Genomic DNA, 18,206 nt, shown 5'->3' with positions numbered 1-18,206 from the left:
AGTCATCCGATGACTTTGGGACTTGATCTGAATGCAACCCGCAGCCCGCACCAATCTGGCCGAAACAGCCATTGATAATATCCGCGCGGAAATCATCACCAATCGCTGGCCGATTGGGGAGCGCATCCCCAATGAGGCAGCACTGGCCGATATGCTTGGCGTCAGCCGCGGCACGGTACGTGAAGCGGTGCGGGTGCTTGTCGCGCAGGGCTTTCTGGAAACCAAACAGGGTTCGGGCACCTATGTCCGCTCAATCAGCAATCCCGATGAAAGCTTGCTCCGCATCCGGCGTACTGGCCTGCGCGATCAGGTCGAGACGCGCTGTGCGCTGGAAGTTGAGGCGGCAAGACTGGCAGCCATGCGCCATACACCCGAAGTCATTGCCGAGTTGCGGCAGCTATTGACTGAGCGCGGCGAATATAACGCTTCCAGACATGATTTATATGTCGAACAGGACCTCGCTTTTCACAAGGCGGTTGTCGCGGCATCGGGCAATTTTGCCCTCATCGAAGTCTATGAATTCTTCTCGGTTTCCACTCAGGAAATCATCCGGGCGACGGTAACCGGCGAACTCCCCGAACCCGATATGGCCGCCCATGCAGCCATTATCGATGCGATTGCCTCGGGAGACCCTGACAGGGCCGCTTCGACCACCCGCACCTTCATGGCCCCCATCCTTATTGAACTTGATCGGTTGCTTGCATCATGAACCAGCATTCCAAGACTGAACATTCCCGGCTTTCGGCGGATCTCGATATTGCCGCTGAACAACTTGTCGATGCGGAAGTGGACAGCGTTCCCCAGCCGCGCGTGCCTGACTTTAAAAGCCGAGGCGCACAGGTTCTGTTCGGCCTCAGTCTCGTGCTCATCGCCTATAACCTCCGCCCAGTTTTCTCCAGCGCGTCAGCGCTTTTGCCCGAGATCATTTCGCAGACCGGGCTTTCGTCCTTTGGTGCTGGTGTTCTCACCACGCTGCCGGTTTTATGTCTTGGTGTATTCGCCCCGCTGGCCCCGCGCCTTGCCCAGCGGATCGGTGCGGAGCGCACGCTTTTGGGTGTTCTTCTGCTGCTTGCTCTCGGCACGGCGTTGCGCGGACTGGAATCCCTGCCCTTGCTGTTCATCGGCACGGCACTGGCCGGCGCCTGTATTGCCATTGGCAATGTGCTGCTGCCCGGTCTCGTCAAGCGCGACTTCGCCAGCCGTACCGGGATGATGACCGGCCTTTACACCATGGCGCTCTGCGCCGGTGCCGCAAGCGCTGCCGGACTGACCCTGCCCGTTCAGAAGATGCTTGACGGATCGTGGTCACTTGCACTCAGCGCCTGGGCACTCCCCGTCCTCATTGTCGCCGCGATCTGGCTGCCACAGGCCCTTGCCCGCAAGGTGCGTACCAAACATGCGGGCTTCAAGGTGGTTGGCCTGTGGCGTGACCGTCTGGCATGGCAGGTTACCCTGTTCATGGGGCTGCAATCCGCGCTCGCCTACTGTGTTTTTGGCTGGCTTGCGCCAATCCTGCGTGATCGCGGGCTGGATGGAACAACCGCCGGTGTTGTCGTCTCCGTCTCTGTTATGGCGCAGGTCGTCACCTGCCTGCTCGTTCCGTCCTTTGCCGTGCGTTGCAAGGACCAGCGCCTCATCAATGTCGGGCTTGCCACGATTGCGGTTATCGGTCTGCTTGGCCTGTTGTTCGCACCGCTCTCCACAGTCTGGTTATGGGCTATTATTCAAGGCATCGGTCAGGGTGGCCTCATTGCCATCGCCATGACGATGATCGTGCTGCGCTCGCCGGATTCGCATGTCGCCTCGCATCTTTCAGGCATGGCCCAATGCGTCGGCTATATGCTGGCTGCCATCGGTCCACTGCTCGTTGGCCTGATCCACAGCGCCACCGAAAGCTATGCATCAACGGCTATCCTGTTTGTTCTGCTGGGGATGGGCGTCGCCATTTTCGGCTGGGGCGCAGGGCGCGCCTTGCATGTGAATGCCCGCACAACCACCCTGTGAACGGCAGCTAACGGCGGCATTCATCACCGGTTCAGCCGAGGCGCTTTATATCTGTGGTCAACACTTAATGTTGAGGACCGCATCATGAAAAAGACTCTCGCTGCTCTGCTGGTTGCCGCCGTATCGTTCAGCGCAATCAGCCTCCCATCGGCTCCGGCCCAGGCAGGCGGCTATTATTCCTACGACGATGACAGCTGGTCCGGTGATCGTTACTACCGTGATCGTTACGACGATGATTATCGCGACCGGGATTACTATCGTGACCGCGATTACCGTTCTGATCGCCGCCATAAAAACCGCGATACCGCAATCATCGCCGGTGTTGCAGGTCTCGCGCTCGGTGCCGTGATTGTCGGATCGCTTGCCAAGCAGAACCAGAACCGCGCACCGGTTTATAATCGTCCGTTAAACCGTGACCGCCTGATCTATAATCCGAATTACTAAGCCCAAAAGAAAAGGCGCGGCAGCTTCCACAGCTTGCCGCGCCTTTTTCATTTCGGAGCAGTATCGAACTAAGCTTCGATATCCACATCCTTGGTTTCCTTGCCAATCACCAATGCAATCAGCGTCAGGACAGCCATTACCGAGAGATAGACGCCGACCCAGAACGGGCTACCGCCACCAAGCTTCCAAAGGGCAATAGCGATAAAGGGGGCAACCGCGGCGCCGAGAATGGACGAGACATTGTAGGAAATACCCGATCCCGTATAGCGCATGCTCACCGGGAACAACTCCGGAAGCAATGCGCCCATCGGGCCAAATGTCATTCCCATCAGGGCAAAGCCCAGTATCAGCCAAGCCATGACGCCAGCTGAACCCAGCGACAGCATTGGCACCCACAAAAGCCCGAATACGGCAATCGCAAGTGTGACCCAGATCAGTGTTTTACGGCGACCCCAGCGGTCGGCCCATGGACCGGAGGCCATGGTGAAAATACCGAAAAACACCACGCCGACAATCATCATCAGAACAAACGTCGTATAGTCATAGCCAAGACCGGCAATTGGTCCTGTAGTTGCTGCACGGCCATAGCTGAGCGAGAACGTCGTCATCAGATAAAAAAGCACATAGGTGGCAAGCATGTAGAAAGTGCCAAGAACAAGCTGCTTCCAGTGCGACTGGAAAACGGAAACCAGCGGGACCTTCTTGATCTCGCCTTTGCTCACTGTTTTCTCGAAGGCTGCGCTTTCAACCAGATTGAGCCGCACCCATAGGCCGACAATCACCATGACAGCCGAAAACAGGAACGGAATGCGCCAGCCCCAATCGAGAAACGCGAGGGATGGCCGTGATGGATCATCCGATGGCAGGATTGCCGCGATGAGCAGGAACAGGCCATTGGCGATAATGAAACCTATGGGAGCACCAAGTTGCGGGAAGGTGCCGAAGATGGCGCGTTTCCCAGCGGGTGCATTCTCCGTGGCCACCAGTGCCGCACCGCTCCATTCACCACCCAATGCAAAACCTTGCGCCAGACGCAGCACAACCAGCATGGCAGGTGCGAACCAGCCAACACTGGCAAAGGTCGGCAGAACACCAATGAGGAATGTGGCAATACCCATGGTCAACAGGGCGCCGACCAGCGTGATCTTGCGTCCGCGCTTATCGCCAAGATGGCCGAAGAAAATCGCGCCAAGCGGGCGCGCCACCATGGCCGCGCCAAAGATGGCAAAGGAGGACAGAAGCGCCGTGGTCTCATTGCCGGGAGGGAAAAACAGATGCGGGAAAACGAGAACAGCAGCGGTTGCGTAGACATAAAAGTCATAGAATTCGATGGTGGTGCCAATCAGGCTGGCCAGAATAACGCGGGAACGCGAATTGGCAGGTGCCTTCATAGACAGCTGCGCTGTGGATACGGACATTGAATTTACTCCCTGACGGCTGAGGCGGCTGCCCCAACGCGAATGTCGGCAGATCACATCATTCGAAAGAAGTGGATCGTGAAAGAATAGGTGGGCGCGTTGACGAGTATACCCGGCGCGCAGGCAGTTCAAGCGATATCCGTCACCGCTGGGCGAGACGCAGATTTCGTGCCGCTTGTCAGGGGAAGCCGAGTTGGAGTAACTTTGGGCCAACAACACTCATTCATTTGCTTGAGGTACAGATCATGTCGACCCGATCAGCGGTTGAATTTGCGGCCTTCGTTGCCAAGAATGGCCCCGGACCGATGAGAGTGATGCAGTCGCAATGGCGCACTGATCGCACCCTCATCGAAATGGCGAAAATCGTCATGATGAAAAGCGGCGGCAGGGCCGAAGAATACATCAACCACTATATGGACGGGACCGGAACGCCCAAATATTTTATGGCCAGCCAATTGTTGAATGAAGATTCAGGTGTTTCTCGTGGCTTCATCAATGCAATCAACAACGAAGCAAAAAAATCCCCAATGAAGCCGGGGCAAAAAGGCCGTTACTGGGTAAAGCAGGAGTATTACACCAACAAAGACTGGTGGATGGCCCTTGGCTCATTTCCACTCGACTGGGTGTATATGGGAGAGCGCCAGAGCAACGGAACCACTATGCTGGAACTCACCATATCCGGCAAAAATGAATATAAGTGGCATCCGGACGAAGATCGCGAAACAAAACTGGTTCATCAGGCCGCCGACCGGTTGCGTCACCCGCAAACCAATGTGCTGGATATTCTTCAACCAACCCAACCTGCCGCCAATTTCTGGATGTATGCAACGCCTTGCACGTATCTCGTGCCCTACTCCGGCGCCTATGCCTATTAGAATTCGAGAGCGATAACGCCCCGATGCTTGATGGCATTTGGGGGAAACACGACAGGCTTCAGCGTTTAAAGCGGCAAGAGAGAACCGAAAGTTCTCTCTTGCCCAAAGACCTCAAATCCGGAAGCGCTGATCAGACCATGCCGAGCGCGTTCATATAAAGCTCGAGGATCGCTTCTTCTTCCTTGCGCTCATTCGCGTCTTTCTTGCGCAGGCGAACGATCGTGCGGATGATCTTGGTGTCATAGCCGCGCCCCTTGGCTTCCGCCATGACTTCCTTGATGTCGTCCTGAAGCGTGGTCTTTTCTTCCTCAAGGCGCTCAATGCGCTCAATGAACTGCCGCAATTCCGCAGCCGCAACACCTTCGACACCACCCTGTGGCGCTACATCATCCATGCTCATATTCTGCTCCGTAAAAATTGATTGTGCGACTCGGGAGCGCCGCCTCTGGGGTTCCGATGCCCGACCCGCCTAGGATGAGTCAAGACACATAGAGTTTCATCGCAAGATAGTTGTGTTTGATTCATCCCTTGGAAGCTCGGGTGTGTGGTGAGCTTGTCGAACCACGAACCACGCAACTACCCCAAACTCGTCACCACCACCCACACCCTCAATGGGAAGGTTTGTTCACTTCAAAGGCGGCTTTCTGTGCATCACTGGCCTCACGCTGATGCTTGGCCTGCCATTCGGCATAGGGTTCGCCATAGATGATCTCGCGGGATTCATCCTTTGAAATGGCAATACCCGCCCCGTCAGCGGCTTCACGATACCAGTTGGACAGGCAGTTGCGGCAAAAACCGGCCAGATTCATCAGGTCGATATTCTGAACATCGCTGCGTTCGCGCAGATGCTCCACCAGACGCCGGAACGCCGCCGCCTCGAGGGCAATACGCTGCTCTTCCGTAAGATCGTTCATGTTCAAACTTCCTCCAGTGGGCCGGTTCGTGAACCATATTGCCTGACAACATGCATATCGGGATCAGCATTGATGGCTTCAAGGATAGGTGCCAAGCGATCGGCCCATTCGCTGATGCCGGTCTCATCGGCGATCAGATCCTGCCGCACCTCGATCAGAGCATGGGCGAGGCCCGGCACGATACAATGTTTGAACATCGTGTCATTGCGCAGTGCTCCGTCATAGGGCTCGTTATCCCCGACCACCAGTTGTGGATCAGCCTCCAAAGCCTTGATGAGCGGCAGAACCGCGCGCGGATCACTGTCCCAGAGAATACCCGCATGCCATGGCCGTGGCGTTGTCTTCCAGAACGCAGTGAATGAATGGATGGAAATGACCAGCGGTGCCTTGCCACTTGCCTTGGCAACCGCATCGACCCTATCCGCGACCGCCTCATGATAGGGGCGATAGAAATCATTCACGCGTTTTTGATGTTCGGCTTCCGGCATTGGATTGTTTCCCGGAATAATCGCGCCATCGGACAGGCGCATGATCAGCGTTGGATCGTCCTCTCCCCGGTTTGGATCGATCAGCAAACGGGAAAAGCCGCCAAGAACAGCCGGAACATCCAGCATAACAGCCAGTTTCCGGGTCAGATGCTCGACACCGATATCATAGGCAATATGCCGTTCAAACTGCTGCGGTGGCAGACCAAGCGAGCCATATTCCTCAGGCAAATCGCGGCGGGCATGGTCAGCCAGCAGCACCAGACCTCTGGCCTCGTTGCCATGGACAAGATGGAAAGGGGAAAACGGCATATGAACGTTCTCTTGCGCGATTATTCGGGAGATTTTTTTGTGTTTCACGCCCTGATTGCGAATGCAACCACCAATCTTTTGTCGCAGTGCTCAAGGAACTGCATGTTAGGCCGATTAGCGCGTTGACAATGCACGTGAAACTGCGGAAAAGGAGTCTAAGACGGACGGAGGCAATATTGCGCAGGGGCATCATTTTCCGCGCTGACCAGCATCAGCGGACGCGATTGAGCAGCTTTCTAGCGGCTTTTTTATTCATTTTCGTAGCAGGCAGTGTCTTTGCGCCGGAGAAAGCCCATGCCGATTTTCGCGTGTGCAACACCACACAAAATCTCGTCGGCGTCGCGCTTGGTTATCGGGCGAAGACGGGCTGGATCACGGAAGGCTGGTGGCATGTCAATGCGTCCTCCTGCACCACACTGGTCGTCGGCCCGCTGACGTCGCGCTATTACTATCTCTATGCCGAGGACGCCCAGAGCGGCGGCCGCTGGGATGGCAAGGTGAACATGTGCGTGGCGGAAAACCAGTTCAAGATTACCGGGATCAATGACTGTTTTGCGCGCGGGTTCCAGCGCGCGGGATTTCAGGAGTATGATACCGGGGAACAATCAAGCTGGATGGTCCAGCTTACGGAAGAAACTCCTCCCTCAGCTCCAATTGTAACGGATACCCCTCCTCGATGAGACGTCGCCGTAAGGTCAAAATCCTCGCCACTCTGGGTCCCGCTTCTTCAGACGAAGCGATGATTCGCAAACTGTTTGAAGCCGGTGCCGACGTGTTCCGCATCAATATGAGCCATGCCAGCCATGAACTCATGCGCGAACTTGTCCGCCGCCTGCGCAACGTCGAAAAGGAAGTGGGTCGGCCAATCGGCATTCTGGCCGACTTGCAGGGACCGAAACTGCGCGTCGGCAAATTCGCCGAAGGTAAGGTTGATCTCGTTCCGGGACAGATTTTCACGCTCGACAACAATGAGGCGCTGGGTGACAACACCCGCGTGTTCCTGCCGCATCCGGAAATTCTGGAAGCTGTTGAAGCCGGGCACCGTCTGCTTGTTGATGATGGCAAGCTCGCTCTGGTCGCGGAAGCCTCCGATGGCAAGTCCATCACCTGCCGCGTGGTATCAGGCACCAAGATTTCCGACAAGAAGGGCGTCAGCCTGCCCGATACAACGCTCGGCGTCAGCGCGCTGACGGAAAAGGATCGCCGCGATCTTGATGCCGTCCTGCAGGAAGAAGTCGACTGGGTGGCCCTGTCCTTTATTCAGCGGCCGGAGGATCTTGCCGAAGTACGCAAGATCTCGCGCGGCCGCGTTGCCCTGCTCTCGAAGATTGAGAAGCCGCAGGCTGTGACCCGCCTTGCGGAAATCATCGAACTCTCCGATGCGCTGATGGTGGCGCGCGGCGATCTCGGTGTTGAAATGCCGCTTGAATCCGTTCCCGGCATTCAGAAGCAGATCATTCGCGCCTGCCGCAGGGCCGGCAAGCCTGTTGTCGTTGCCACGCAGATGCTGGAATCGATGATTACTGCAGCGGTACCGACGCGCGCCGAAGTTTCCGACGTGGCAACTGCTGTGTTCGAAGGCGCCGATGCCGTGATGCTTTCCGCAGAATCCGCAGCGGGCGATTATCCGGTGGAAGCTGTATCGACCATGGCGCGTATTGCCGAAGAGGTTGAGCGCGACCCCAACTATCCCGGCATCATTCACGCCCAGCGCCCCGAGCCGAATGCAACAGGGGCCGACGCCATTTCGCTGGCAGCCCGCCAGATCGCTGAAACGCTCAACCTGTCCGCTATCGTCACCTACACGGCGTCAGGCACCACAGGTCTGCGTGCAGCGCGTGAAAGGCCATTGCTGCCGATTATCGCCCTGTCGCCGGTTGTCGAGACAGCGCGCAAGCTCTCGCTCGTCTGGGGCCTGCACTGCGTTGTGACCGAAGATGCGACCGATCTTGACGATATGGTCGATCGCGCCTGCCATATCGCTTATCAGGAAGAGTTCGGCAATCCGGGCGACCGCATCATCATTTCAGCCGGTGTGCCGCTGCGCACCCCAGGCTCAACCAATATGCTGCGTATCGCCTATATCGGCTCGGACGGTCTGACCGGTATCTAAGACTTGCGTATCGGGCTGGCAGTCGCCACCGCCAGCCCGATACAATTTTTCAAACGAATTTCCTGCTTGTACGGCTGAGAAAAACTAGGTGCGCTGACCCGCCAGATCGTCAGCCAGTTCGCCCGCCTGTTTCTGCGCCTCGCGCATCATGGGGTAAACGCTGAGAACCTGCTCGAAAGCATGCAAGGCGGCTTCCTTCTTCCCCGTATCCTTCAGAATGGCAGCAAGCCCGGCCAGAGCGCCAAAATGGCGCGGCTCCAGCGACAGCGTCTTCTGGATATCGGCCATGGACCGCCCATAATCATTCATCAGGAAATTGACCGTGGCGCGCCGGTTCCAGCCTTCGGCAAAGTCCGGCTTCATCACCGTGACCTGATCGAGGAAATCCAGCGCAACCGAATATTTCTTTTCGGCCATGGCACCAGCGGCCCATTGCATCATCAGATCAATGCTTGCACTGCCGGAGTTCTGCCATTGGGTCTGTATCTGCTCGGCGATGCGGGTGGCCTTCACCTCGTTGCGTTCGCGCTTCAAGGCGGAAAACAACTCATTGAGGCGGTCGGCCCGTTTTTCTGCCAGGGTCTTGTCAGGCAGCGAAGCGACCTGTGGCGCTGCCGCAGAGGGGAGTGTTTGCGGCGAAGCCGCAGGGATATCTGCCCCGGATTTGTCCTGCGCCAGCGCAGCCGCTGACGGCATCACAAGAAAAGAGCTAACCAGAATAGCAAAAACGTTCCGCATGATCAGGATCGTAATCCGTATCAGCGAAACGTCAAATGCAAATAACCGTGAAACGGTAAATCAGCCCTGGCGCGCTTTGAAACGCGGAGCAGTCTTGTTGATGATGTAGATGCGGCCCTTGCGGCGCACCAGCTGATTGTCACGATGACGGCCTTTGAGAGCCTTAAGCGAATTCTTGATCTTCATTTCAGCACCGGTATCTTTACGCCCGAAACCGGGCACCAATAATAAAGCGCGCCTCATAAGCGCGCCGGAAACACGTTGCGGGGAAATAGCCAAGGAATGCCCCGATTGTCAACTCCCGACTCATGATTCATATGGCGATTCATGGGTCAGGAGCAAATTTATTTGCCGTTACAGCCGCTTTGTGATGCGTGTGACGTGGCCCATCTTGCGGCCCGGACGCGCTTCAGCCTTGCCATAGAGATGAACCACAGCGCCGCTTTCAGCAAGAATCGCCGGTAATTTCTCCACATCATCACCGATGAGATTTTCCATCACGCAATCGGAATGACGCCGCGTATCACCAAGCGGCAACCCGGCAACTGCGCGGATATGCTGCTCGAATTGCGAGACCGCACAGGCAGCTTCAGTCCAGTGGCCGGAATTATGCACACGCGGCGCAAATTCATTGGCGAGCAGCGTTCCATTGGCCAGCACGAAGAATTCCATGCCGAGAACGCCGACATAATTGAGCGCCTCCAGCAGCTTGCGCGCCGAATCGGCAGCGGTTCCCGCTATCGTTGAGGATACGGAGACAGGCACCGTTGAGGTCGCCAGAATACCGTCCCTATGCACATTCTCCGCAATGTCATAAATGCGGATATTGCCCGCCTCGTCACGCGCCGCAATGACTGAAATCTCACGGGTAAAATCGACAAGACCTTCCAGAATGGATGGAACGCTGCCGACGGCAGCAAAAGCACTCTTGGCGCTTTCACCCTTCGCACCGGAGAATTTGACCTGCCCCTTGCCGTCATAGCCGAAACGGCGGGTCTTGAGGATGCCTTTGCCCTCAAAGGCCAGAAGCGCCGCTTTCAGATCACCTTCATTCTCGACAATGCGCCATGGCGCTGTCTGGATACCCGCCGCGTTGAGAAAGCGCTTCTCGGTTACACGATCCTGCGAGACTTTCAGCGCTTCCGGTGGTGGAAATACCGGCTTGCTCTCATTCAGCGTTTCAGCCGAATCAACAGGCACGTTCTCGAACTCATAGGTGATGACATCACTCAGATCAGCCAGACGTTCCAGTGCGTTGGGATCATCATAGGCGGCGACAATCTGCTCATTGGCAACCTGTGCTGCCGGGCAATCCGCCTGCGGCTCCAGAATAACCGTGCGATAGCCCAGACGGGCCGCAGCCATGGCGAGCATACGGCCAAGCTGTCCACCGCCGATAATGCCGATAGTCGATCCTGCTGCAATCATCTTATGCCTCGTCAGACGGCCGTTCGGCGACCTTTGCGCTCTGCGCCGTGCGCCAGTCATCAAGCCTTTTCGCCAGTGCGGCGTCGTTCAGCGCGAGGACAGCTGCAGCCAAAAGCGCGGCATTGACTGCGCCTGCCCGGCCAATTGCCAAAGTGCCGACAGGAATGCCTGCCGGCATCTGAACGATGGAAAGAAGCGAGTCCTGTCCGGAAAGGGCTTTTGATTCCACCGGGACGCCGAAAACCGGCAGCGGCGTCATGGAAGCAGCCATACCGGGAAGATGGGCAGCGCCACCTGCACCGGCAATCACAACCCTGAAACCGGCATCCCGCGCGCCCTTGGCAAAGGTGACAAGCCGATCTGGCGTGCGGTGGGCGGAAACAATGCGGTCGTCGTGAGAAATGCCGAGTGCATCAAGTGTCTCGGCGGCGTGGCGCATGGTCGCCCAATCGGACTGGCTACCCATGATGATTGCGACGTCAGCGCGTTTATCGGCCATTGAACATCCTCTGATCAGCGGAGTGTGCAGGAATTAGAGCAAAAGCGGAGGCGCCGCAAGTTATGCACGGTCCGCTTGTCCCAAGCTGTGGAATATTAGGCGATAATGTCGGGAATGATTTTGTCTTCAAGCTCGATGAGCTTGTCTTTGATGATCAGCTTCTTCTTTTTCATTCTCTGAACTCGAAGCTGGTCGCAACCAACCTGGATCATCGCTTGTATGGCGGCATCAAAATCCAGATGCTCCTGTTTCAATCGTGCGACTGCCAATCGAATGTCAGCCTGATCCTGGTCGGACATGCAGTGATTCCCGGTATTTTGTTATAGAAGAATCCAATGTCTGGTCCGGCGTTCGAGAATACCGGATCAGGACGTGGCCATATCATATTTTACATGACAAGAAAATCCTACGAAACAAATTCGACAATTGCTTAAAGTGATGGCAGAGTGTCACGGCTCTGTCATAATCTCGCCTTTTGGCAAGCAGAGCATGAACGAGTAGGAAACCAACCAAGGGAGAAGCCGGATGGCCATTGAGTCTCATCTTGAAACGCTTGAACGTAAGCATGGTGCGCTCGAGAAGGAAATCTCCGAAGCGCAGGCTAGTCCTGCCACTGATGATCTGAAAATTACCGATATGAAACGTCGTAAGCTCATGCTGAAAGAGCAAATCGAAAAACTGAGATCGACCGCCACACGTCACTGACCGCCTTTGGCTGACGTTAAAAAGAATTCCAGCCGGTTGCCGGAAAGGCAGCTGTGCAGGCACTAAATCAAAACCCGGTCTAGCGACCGGGTTTTTTATTTGTCCGCAAGCGAATTCATTCGCTCCAGAACTGATCCAGCCACAAATTCAGGTGAACGAAGCCACTACCATCGACCGCATAGATCCGGCGCGTGCCTTCGGATTTAACCTTGACCAGCCTTGCATCGAGCAGCGCTTTGAGATGCTGGGAAACAGCGGGACGGGAAATAGGCAAACCAACCGCAAGCTCGTTGACCGTCTTGGGTCCGCGCCGCAACTCTTCCAGCAGGTAGCGGCGATTTGGATCAGAAATGGCTGCAAATGCATCTGTTTCGACCATACCGAATAGTCGTTTTAAATTGCTATCAATGTCAACGTATTTTGTACAAAAAACGACACCAAAACCTAGTCTGGCTGGGCTTCAGCGCGAGGATCAAGCTTGATGCCTTCCGGCGTTGCCCGTTCCGACGGAACGGTCTGGAAATTGTCTCGCATGGCAATCGGCATGGCCGCGCGCATACGTGAGCGGATAATCGCGTGGGTCATGATCGATACATGCGCCAGAGCCGTGATCGCAAACAGGCCCTCCGGCGCAATATATTCCATGGACCAGGCACCAAGGATCGGGCCGATCATCGTACCGAACCCGTAAAGAAGCAGCAGACCGCCAGTTACCTTGACGAAATTCTGCGTGTCCGAATAGTCATTGGCGTGGGCCACGGCGACCGGATAAAGCGTATAGGCCAAGCCGCCATAGATGGCGGTCATGAACAGGATGACCGTCGCCTGACGCGAACCAATCAGGAAAATCAGCATACCAACAATGGCGGCAGCACCGGCAACGAAGGCCAGCACGTAGCGCCGGTCTGTACGGTCAGACATGCGCCCCACAGGAATCTGCATCAATGCACCACCCATGACCGAGGCGCTCATCATCAGGGCAATCTCGGTGGTTGTAATGCCTGTCGCTGCGCCATAGACGGCACCGAGCGTACCAAAGGCACCATTGGCAACACCGATCAGGATACAACCAACAAAGGCCACAGGCGAATTGCGGTAAAGCGCTCGCAGATCAAGCTGCACTTCCGTGAGCGGTTTCGGACTGCTGGCAGTGGAAATCGCCGTCGGAATGAGGGCCAGACAAAACAGAATACCCGATAGCATGAAGAAAGTGCCGTTGCGCACATCGCCAAAGCCAATCATCATCTGACCTGCGGTGATGGAGGCAAAGTTTACCACCATGTAGAGACCGAATATCTGGCCGCGATTGGCATTGGTTGCCCGCTCATTCAGCCAGCTTTCGATCACCATGTAAGCGCCCGCCATGGCAAAGCCGGTGAGCGCACGCAGGACAATCCATGCCGTCGGATCAACAAGTATGCCGGTGCTGAGGGCAACAATAGCAGCAATCGAGGCAAAGGCGCTGAACGCACGAACATGCCCGACCCGGCGCACCAGACGCGGTGCAAGCAGGCAGGCAGTGATAAATCCGCCAGCCCAGGCCGTGCCCAGAAGACCGAGCGATGTGGTGGAGAAGCCTTCCGCTCCGCCGCGCAAGGGCAGCAGAAGCCCGTGCAGGCCTGACGCCATGACCAGAAACGACGTGCCGCATAAAAGGGCAAAGACCTGTACGAACGAGCGGAACACAGCGATACCCCTATGCTTTGACAGAACCGGTAACAATACCGATACAGGTTCGTCTCAGTCAGCAATGCGGAGACATCATGACATCCGCATCATTTACGTTCCGTTTCAGCGAAAAAGTGCTTCGGCCGCCATCTTGCTGTCGCCTTTGCGGGCGCGCTCTTCCTCAAGCCGCATGATTTCGGCGCGCAGGATGCCAATACGCTCGTCCAGTTCACCCACCGAAAGCAGCGAAAGCTCCTGCCCGATTTCATGGGCAATCTTGCGTTTCGGTTCCTCATCGAAAAGTGACATAACATCCTCCACTTGTCGCTCTATGCTGAAAGGATACAGTCCCCCCGCTTCGAATTGCAAATCATTCAAGCGAATCAACTGAAGGAGTATTTCATGGCCAGCAAGATTCCGACGACGATGACCGCAATCGAGATTACCCAGCCGGGTGGTCCGTTGGTCCTCAAGCCGGGCAAGCGTGGCGTTCCGGAGGCAGGTCCGAACGAACTTCTGGTTCAGGTACATGCCGCAGGTGTCAACAGGCCAGATGTTTTGCAAAGGCAAGGCCATTATCCGCCACCGCCTGGTGCGTCGGATATCCCCGGCCTCGAGATTGCGGGCGAAGTGGTTGCTGTGGGTGCCAGCGTCACCCGCTTTCGCATTGGCGACCGCGTAACAGCGTTGGTGGCGGGCGGAGGCTATGCCCAGTATTGCACGGTGCATGAAACCACGGCTCTGCCGATCCCAGCAGGGTATGGCTTTATTGAAGCAGCGGCATTGCCCGAGACGTTCTTCACGGTCTGGCACAATGTTTTCGAGCGTGGCGGCCTCACGAGCGGCGAGACATTTCTCGTGCATGGCGGCACATCCGGTATCGGCACCACGGCAATCCAGCTTGCCAGCGCCTTTGGCGCCTATGTCATCACAACAGCAGGCTCCGATGACAAGTGTGACGCCTGCCTGAAACTGGGCGCTGACAGGGCCGTCAACTACCGCACCCACGATTTTGTCGATGCAGTGAAGCAAGCCACCGGCGGCAAGGGTGTCAACCTGACACTTGATATGGTCGGGGGAGATTATGTCGAGCGCAATTATGACGCCGCGGCTCTTGATGGACGCATCGTCCAGATTGCCCATCTCAATGGCGCAAAGGCCAATGCCGATGTTTCCAAGATAATGATCAAGCGGCTGACCCATACGGGATCAACTTTGCGTAGCAGGCCAATCGAGTTCAAGGCGGCAATTGCCCGTGAACTGGAGCTGAAAGTCTGGCCGCTACTGGTGGAGCGCCGTGTCGCGCCTGTTATCGACATGGTCTATCCGCTGCATGAAGCCTGGCGCGCGCATGAGCGCATGGAAGAAGGCCAGCACGTCGGCAAGATCATGCTGGATGTGGGCTGACCCAAACAAAAAGCCGCGCACAAAGCGCGGCCTTTTTAGTCTCGATACTTCGGTCAGTTCGTGGCAACGACCTTGCCGATGCCGAAAAACAGGGTTTCACCGGATGAGTTGTCGACGCCGTCATTGTCAGTGACCGCGTAGCCATTGCCGTCGGCATCGACAGTGAAGCCTTCCAGCTTGTCGACCACAAAACCATTGGTGCTCTTGAGGTCGGCGATGAAATCATGTGCCAGCTTCTTTTCGACGACCGGCAGCTTCTCGCCAATCTTCGCGGGCTTCAAACCCTCGAGCGCCACGCGATAGAGCTTCTTGTTGGCAGCCTTGTCGCCAATAAGATTGTCGCGCTCGATGATGAAGAGCTGGCCGTCATGGGCGGTGATTTCGGAAAGACCGACCCAACCATCCTTGGTCTTGTCCAGCGGATAGGCAACAGCGCCCCAGCTCTTGTCCTTGATGTTGTAGCTCAGGAGTTTGACGAAGCCCTTTTCATCATCCTTCCATTCCCGCTGCACCGCCATCCACAACACCGTTGCGTCACCTTCGCCAACGCGGGTGATCCCCTCAAGGCCAAAGCGGGTCTGATGCGGGAGCAATTCCTCGGGAAGTGCGATTTCCTTCTTGATCTCACCCTTCTCGTTTACGTTGAAAATGGCATGGGGAACCAGCTTGGACTGGTCGCCTTCATTGGCAAGCCAGTAGCCGCCAGCACCGTCAGTGGTGATGCCTTCAAGATCGAGCTTCTGTGCGGGCTGACCACCGCGTGTCACCACCAGCGCATTGGTGATCTTTGCCGGGGTCTGCTTGGCATCGATCGTGTAGATGGTGGGCGCAGCGGAATAGAACGAGTCCGAGACGGCATAAAGCTTGCCCGGCTCTTTCAGATCAGCAACCAGACCCGACAAGGCACCCCAGCCGAGCGGCGTGCCATCATCCTTCGATTTTGACACGATCTTTGGATAGGACGGCTGCTGATCTTTCAACTCATAGACCATGACGTGAGAACGCGCACCGCCATCCTCGACCAGATCGGCTTCATTGGCTGTCACGAACAGGTTGCGCGATGGAATGGCAAGAATGCCTTCCGGAGCAATGCCGGACGGCAGCATTTGTACAAATTCCGGGTCTTTGCCGGTATCCTTGTAAACACCAACAACAGAAGCGCGCTCGCTGGCGACGAACAGATAGTTCACATCGCCGAATTTGGCGACTTCAGCACCCTCGAGTTCAACGCCTTTCTTGTTGCGCTTATCGGGATAATGACCAGCTTCGGCAATCTTGTGCTCCAGCGACGGGCCGGATTCATAGAGAAGCTTGCCGTCCTTGGAGAAGATCGTGAAGCTGCGTGAACCGCCCTTGTAGTCACCTTCATTGGCGATGACGATCCGGTCATTATCGAGCCATTTAACAGTATCCGGCTCACGCAGCACGCCCTTCATGCTGCCATCGAACTTCAAGGCGCCATCGTTCTTGACGTCAATCTTGTCGAGATCAACCGTACCCGCCGAGAAATGCGAGGTGATCTTGCCGCTTGCCGCATCGATAATGGCGATATGGTTGTTTTCCTGCAGCGTAACGGCAATCTGGTTCTCGTTGTTGATGGACACGAACTCAGGCTCGGCATCATCAGGTGCAATTTCAGACAGGCCAGTCAGCGTCACGCTTTTCATGCTGGCACAGTCAGGGGCGCCATCCTTCAGCGCAAAAATCTTGAGATCGCCCGAGGGAAGCTGCGGGATTTCACCGTCATTCAGTTTTTCATCGCGCTCATTTTCAATGGCAATGGCAGCAAATGTCTTGTCGGGCGAAACGGCGACTGAATCCGGCTGGCCGCCAAGATCACAACTTGCCTGCACCTTGCGCGAAGCCAGATCAATCACATCGAGCCGTCCCGAGGGATTCTTATGGTCCTTGGAGGTATTGACCGCAGCCAATACCTTGCCACCAGCAACGGCAACAGATGTGGGCTCGCCTTCAACCTTGATCAGGCCGCCGGCCTTCGGCTTGGCCGCATCTGTGATATCGACAAAGCCGATCGCGCCATAAGGGCTATCGGAATAAATAAGCGTCTTGCCGTCTTCCGACGCCGTGATGATCTCGGAGGATGTTGCCTTCGATTTGTCCGCATCTTTTGGTAGATTATCTGCAACGGGAAAGCTGGCGATGCGGTTGAAAACCGGTTCAGCGGCGGCGGGCAGGGCAACGGATGCGGCCAGAGCGGTCCACAGTCCGAAGCAAAGGAATTTGTGCGACATGGGTTGAATCTCCTCTTTTTTATCAGGGATGAGTCACCCGGTTGCATTGCAGTGCAATGACAGTTTCGTGACAGTTCGATGAAACCGGCAACGGCATTGGGGCGTAACGAAAACCGATTCTTGCCGAACGAGGAATTTAAGGCTATATAACGCCTCGAATTCCCGGAAATTGTGGTTGAACCCACGTCCCGCCTCACCGGAGCGGACGAACGAGAGGACTATATTCAATGGCCACCCAGCTTCTTATGCCAAAGGCAACGGCCGTCTGGCTTGTCGACAACACCGCTCTGTCTTTTGACCAGATCGCAGGTTTCTGCAAACTGCACCCGCTTGAGGTGAAAGCTATTGCGGACGGTGAATCGGCGCAGGGCATCAAGGGGTTGGACCCGCTGATCACAGGTCAGTTGTCGCGCGAGGAAATCGCCAAGGGCGAAGCAGATATCAATCATAAGTTGAAGATTCTTGAGCCGAAAGTGCGTGTGCCGGAAGCCAAGCGTAAGGGCCCGCGCTATACACCGCTGTCCAAGCGTCAGGATCGTCCAAACGCTATTCTCTGGCTGGTACGCAACCATCCGGAACTGAAAGATGCACAGATTTCACGCCTCATCGGCACGACGAAATCGACCATCGAACAGATCCGCAACCGTACCCACTGGAACTCAAACAACCTTCAGCCAATGGACCCGGTAACACTGGGCCTGTGCTCACAGATCGATCTCGACCTTGAGGTCGAGCGTTCCTCACGCAACCGTCCAGTGCAGCCAGGCGAAGGCGGCGACACATTGCTGCCAGCCTCCGCCACGGAAAATCTGGATATCCAGCCAGTTGCCCGTGAAGAGGATGAAGAGCTTGATGCGGACAAGGTTTTCGCCAAGCTTTCCTCGCTCAAGGGCCGCAATGCGGACGAAGACGAAGAAGAATAAGCACTTCAATTGCCTTGACGG

The 18,206-nt window shown here is 56.1% G+C and carries 22 protein-coding genes; 9 read left to right on the top strand and 13 right to left on the bottom strand.

What is annotated here, in order from left to right:
- The first annotated feature begins 31 nt into the window (after positions 1 to 31).
- The 3 genes from FHW17_RS04990 (at position 32) to FHW17_RS04980 (ending at position 2,448) form a co-directional block, all read left to right on the top strand.
- Positions 32 to 709 carry an FCD domain-containing protein gene (locus FHW17_RS04990; protein WP_182509312.1) on the top strand — a complete coding sequence of 226 codons (678 nt, stop codon included), beginning with the start codon at positions 32 to 34 and terminating at the stop codon, positions 707 to 709.
- Complete coding sequence (locus FHW17_RS04985) at positions 706 to 2,004, top strand: MFS transporter (RefSeq protein WP_182509311.1); 1,299 nt, start codon at positions 706 to 708, stop codon at positions 2,002 to 2,004. Before FHW17_RS04990 ends, FHW17_RS04985 begins: the two co-directional genes overlap by 4 nt.
- 84 nt (positions 2,005 to 2,088) lie before the next feature.
- Positions 2,089 to 2,448, top strand: coding sequence for a hypothetical protein (locus tag FHW17_RS04980; protein WP_112523044.1), 360 nt, complete (start codon positions 2,089 to 2,091; stop codon positions 2,446 to 2,448).
- Positions 2,449 to 2,516: 68 nt separating this feature from the next.
- On the opposite strand, the gene FHW17_RS04975 is transcribed toward FHW17_RS04980, so the two are convergent.
- Positions 2,517 to 3,866, bottom strand: coding sequence for an MFS transporter (locus tag FHW17_RS04975; protein ID WP_113097640.1), 1,350 nt, complete (start codon positions 3,864 to 3,866; stop codon positions 2,517 to 2,519).
- Between the two features lie 311 nt (positions 3,867 to 4,177).
- On the opposite strand from FHW17_RS04975, the gene FHW17_RS04970 reads away from it, so the two are divergent.
- Positions 4,178 to 4,741 (top strand): hypothetical protein, encoded by a 564-nt coding sequence (locus tag FHW17_RS04970; protein WP_182509310.1) that lies wholly within the window; start codon positions 4,178 to 4,180, stop codon positions 4,739 to 4,741.
- A gap of 130 nt (positions 4,742 to 4,871) precedes the next feature.
- On the opposite strand, the gene FHW17_RS04965 is transcribed toward FHW17_RS04970, so the two are convergent.
- The 3 genes from FHW17_RS04965 to FHW17_RS04955 form a co-directional block, all read right to left on the bottom strand.
- The gene (locus FHW17_RS04965; protein WP_175540565.1) at positions 4,872 to 5,141 is read right to left on the bottom strand and encodes a DUF2312 domain-containing protein; all 270 of its coding nucleotides are present in this window, start codon (positions 5,139 to 5,141) and stop codon (positions 4,872 to 4,874) included.
- A gap of 208 nt (positions 5,142 to 5,349) precedes the next feature.
- Positions 5,350 to 5,655 (bottom strand): DUF1244 domain-containing protein, encoded by a 306-nt coding sequence (locus FHW17_RS04960; RefSeq protein WP_112523041.1) that lies wholly within the window; start codon positions 5,653 to 5,655, stop codon positions 5,350 to 5,352.
- Between the two features lie 2 nt (positions 5,656 to 5,657).
- Positions 5,658 to 6,452 carry an N-formylglutamate amidohydrolase gene (locus FHW17_RS04955; protein ID WP_182509309.1) on the bottom strand — a complete coding sequence of 265 codons (795 nt, stop codon included), beginning with the start codon at positions 6,450 to 6,452 and terminating at the stop codon, positions 5,658 to 5,660.
- A gap of 254 nt (positions 6,453 to 6,706) precedes the next feature.
- Between FHW17_RS04955 and FHW17_RS04950 the strand changes: the two genes are divergently transcribed.
- A complete protein-coding gene (locus tag FHW17_RS04950; protein ID WP_091880253.1) occupies positions 6,707 to 7,132 on the top strand; it encodes a DUF1036 domain-containing protein in 426 nt (141 codons plus the stop codon).
- A complete protein-coding gene (gene pyk, locus FHW17_RS04945) occupies positions 7,129 to 8,565 on the top strand; it encodes a pyruvate kinase (RefSeq protein ID WP_091879800.1) in 1,437 nt (478 codons plus the stop codon). The genes FHW17_RS04950 and pyk overlap by 4 nt, the downstream gene beginning before the upstream one ends.
- Positions 8,566 to 8,649: 84 nt before the next feature.
- Here the strand turns inward: pyk and FHW17_RS04940 are convergent, their stop codons facing one another.
- The 5 genes from FHW17_RS04940 to FHW17_RS04920 form a co-directional block, all read right to left on the bottom strand.
- Positions 8,650 to 9,303 (bottom strand): hypothetical protein, encoded by a 654-nt coding sequence (locus FHW17_RS04940; protein ID WP_182509308.1) that lies wholly within the window; start codon positions 9,301 to 9,303, stop codon positions 8,650 to 8,652.
- Positions 9,304 to 9,363: 60 nt separating this feature from the next.
- On the bottom strand, positions 9,364 to 9,489 hold the full coding sequence (ykgO, locus tag FHW17_RS04935) for a type B 50S ribosomal protein L36 (protein ID WP_091880250.1): 126 nt from the start codon (positions 9,487 to 9,489) through the stop codon (positions 9,364 to 9,366).
- Positions 9,490 to 9,657: 168 nt separating this feature from the next.
- Positions 9,658 to 10,731 carry a 5-(carboxyamino)imidazole ribonucleotide synthase gene (locus tag FHW17_RS04930; RefSeq protein ID WP_112523038.1) on the bottom strand — a complete coding sequence of 358 codons (1,074 nt, stop codon included), beginning with the start codon at positions 10,729 to 10,731 and terminating at the stop codon, positions 9,658 to 9,660.
- A 1-nt stretch (position 10,732) separates the two neighbouring features.
- Positions 10,733 to 11,230: a 5-(carboxyamino)imidazole ribonucleotide mutase gene (gene purE / locus FHW17_RS04925; RefSeq protein WP_112523037.1), complete on the bottom strand. Its 498-nt coding sequence runs from the start codon at positions 11,228 to 11,230 to the stop codon at positions 10,733 to 10,735.
- A gap of 95 nt (positions 11,231 to 11,325) precedes the next feature.
- Positions 11,326 to 11,529: a DUF465 domain-containing protein gene (locus FHW17_RS04920; protein WP_091879795.1), complete on the bottom strand. Its 204-nt coding sequence runs from the start codon at positions 11,527 to 11,529 to the stop codon at positions 11,326 to 11,328.
- Positions 11,530 to 11,755: 226 nt separating this feature from the next.
- Between FHW17_RS04920 and FHW17_RS04915 the strand changes: the two genes are divergently transcribed.
- Positions 11,756 to 11,935: a DUF465 domain-containing protein gene (locus FHW17_RS04915; RefSeq protein ID WP_112523036.1), complete on the top strand. Its 180-nt coding sequence runs from the start codon at positions 11,756 to 11,758 to the stop codon at positions 11,933 to 11,935.
- A 115-nt stretch (positions 11,936 to 12,050) separates the two neighbouring features.
- On the opposite strand, the gene FHW17_RS04910 is transcribed toward FHW17_RS04915, so the two are convergent.
- The 3 genes from FHW17_RS04910 to FHW17_RS04900 all read right to left on the bottom strand — a co-directional run bounded on the left by FHW17_RS04910 (position 12,051) and on the right by FHW17_RS04900 (position 13,912).
- Positions 12,051 to 12,314 (bottom strand): metalloregulator ArsR/SmtB family transcription factor, encoded by a 264-nt coding sequence (locus tag FHW17_RS04910; protein WP_182509307.1) that lies wholly within the window; start codon positions 12,312 to 12,314, stop codon positions 12,051 to 12,053.
- 65 nt (positions 12,315 to 12,379) lie between these two features.
- Entirely contained in the window at positions 12,380 to 13,621 is a 1,242-nt protein-coding gene (locus FHW17_RS04905) for an MFS transporter (RefSeq protein WP_112523035.1), read from the bottom strand.
- A gap of 105 nt (positions 13,622 to 13,726) precedes the next feature.
- Complete coding sequence (locus tag FHW17_RS04900) at positions 13,727 to 13,912, bottom strand: DUF1192 domain-containing protein (RefSeq protein WP_112523034.1); 186 nt, start codon at positions 13,910 to 13,912, stop codon at positions 13,727 to 13,729.
- A gap of 93 nt (positions 13,913 to 14,005) precedes the next feature.
- On the opposite strand from FHW17_RS04900, the gene FHW17_RS04895 reads away from it, so the two are divergent.
- Positions 14,006 to 15,010: an NAD(P)H-quinone oxidoreductase gene (locus FHW17_RS04895; RefSeq protein ID WP_112523033.1), complete on the top strand. Its 1,005-nt coding sequence runs from the start codon at positions 14,006 to 14,008 to the stop codon at positions 15,008 to 15,010.
- Positions 15,011 to 15,063: 53 nt separating this feature from the next.
- Here the strand turns inward: FHW17_RS04895 and FHW17_RS04890 are convergent, their stop codons facing one another.
- Positions 15,064 to 17,262, bottom strand: a complete 2,199-nt coding sequence (locus tag FHW17_RS04890) for an esterase-like activity of phytase family protein (RefSeq protein ID WP_112523032.1) — start codon at positions 17,260 to 17,262, stop codon at positions 15,064 to 15,066.
- A 227-nt stretch (positions 17,263 to 17,489) separates the two neighbouring features.
- Here FHW17_RS04890 and FHW17_RS04885 point away from each other — a divergent pair, with 227 nt between their 5' ends.
- Positions 17,490 to 18,185: a DUF1013 domain-containing protein gene (locus FHW17_RS04885; protein WP_112523031.1), complete on the top strand. Its 696-nt coding sequence runs from the start codon at positions 17,490 to 17,492 to the stop codon at positions 18,183 to 18,185.
- Positions 18,186 to 18,206 lie beyond the last annotated feature (21 nt).

The organism is Phyllobacterium sp. P30BS-XVII, from assembly GCF_014138335.1.
GTDB classification, from domain to species: domain Bacteria; phylum Pseudomonadota; class Alphaproteobacteria; order Rhizobiales; family Rhizobiaceae; genus Phyllobacterium; species Phyllobacterium meliloti.
The sequence above is the reverse complement of the archived record's forward strand: the minus strand, read 5'-3'. Positions and strand labels throughout refer to the sequence as shown.

Coding starts and splice junctions, on each gene's coding strand:
- FHW17_RS04955 (WP_182509309.1), bottom strand. CDS start 6,452: ATGCCGTTTTCCCCTTTCCATCTTGTCCATGGCAACGAGGCCAGAGGT.
- FHW17_RS04940 (WP_182509308.1), bottom strand. CDS start 9,303: ATGCGGAACGTTTTTGCTATTCTGGTTAGCTCTTTTCTTGTGATGCCG.
- ykgO (WP_091880250.1), bottom strand. CDS start 9,489: ATGAAGATCAAGAATTCGCTTAAGGCTCTCAAAGGCCGTCATCGTGAC.
- FHW17_RS04975 (WP_113097640.1), bottom strand. CDS start 3,866: ATGTCCGTATCCACAGCGCAGCTGTCTATGAAGGCACCTGCCAATTCG.
- FHW17_RS04930 (WP_112523038.1), bottom strand. CDS start 10,731: ATGATTGCAGCAGGATCGACTATCGGCATTATCGGCGGTGGACAGCTT.
- FHW17_RS04895 (WP_112523033.1), top strand. CDS start 14,006: ATGGCCAGCAAGATTCCGACGACGATGACCGCAATCGAGATTACCCAG.
- FHW17_RS04900 (WP_112523034.1), bottom strand. CDS start 13,912: ATGTCACTTTTCGATGAGGAACCGAAACGCAAGATTGCCCATGAAATC.
- FHW17_RS04910 (WP_182509307.1), bottom strand. CDS start 12,314: ATGGTCGAAACAGATGCATTTGCAGCCATTTCTGATCCAAATCGCCGC.
- FHW17_RS04960 (WP_112523041.1), bottom strand. CDS start 5,655: ATGAACGATCTTACGGAAGAGCAGCGTATTGCCCTCGAGGCGGCGGCG.
- FHW17_RS04890 (WP_112523032.1), bottom strand. CDS start 17,262: ATGTCGCACAAATTCCTTTGCTTCGGACTGTGGACCGCTCTGGCCGCA.
- FHW17_RS04980 (WP_112523044.1), top strand. CDS start 2,089: ATGAAAAAGACTCTCGCTGCTCTGCTGGTTGCCGCCGTATCGTTCAGC.
- FHW17_RS04920 (WP_091879795.1), bottom strand. CDS start 11,529: ATGTCCGACCAGGATCAGGCTGACATTCGATTGGCAGTCGCACGATTG.
- FHW17_RS04985 (WP_182509311.1), top strand. CDS start 706: ATGAACCAGCATTCCAAGACTGAACATTCCCGGCTTTCGGCGGATCTC.
- FHW17_RS04915 (WP_112523036.1), top strand. CDS start 11,756: ATGGCCATTGAGTCTCATCTTGAAACGCTTGAACGTAAGCATGGTGCG.
- FHW17_RS04965 (WP_175540565.1), bottom strand. CDS start 5,141: ATGAGCATGGATGATGTAGCGCCACAGGGTGGTGTCGAAGGTGTTGCG.
- pyk (WP_091879800.1), top strand. CDS start 7,129: ATGAGACGTCGCCGTAAGGTCAAAATCCTCGCCACTCTGGGTCCCGCT.
- FHW17_RS04885 (WP_112523031.1), top strand. CDS start 17,490: ATGGCCACCCAGCTTCTTATGCCAAAGGCAACGGCCGTCTGGCTTGTC.
- purE (WP_112523037.1), bottom strand. CDS start 11,230: ATGGCCGATAAACGCGCTGACGTCGCAATCATCATGGGTAGCCAGTCC.
- FHW17_RS04990 (WP_182509312.1), top strand. CDS start 32: ATGCAACCCGCAGCCCGCACCAATCTGGCCGAAACAGCCATTGATAAT.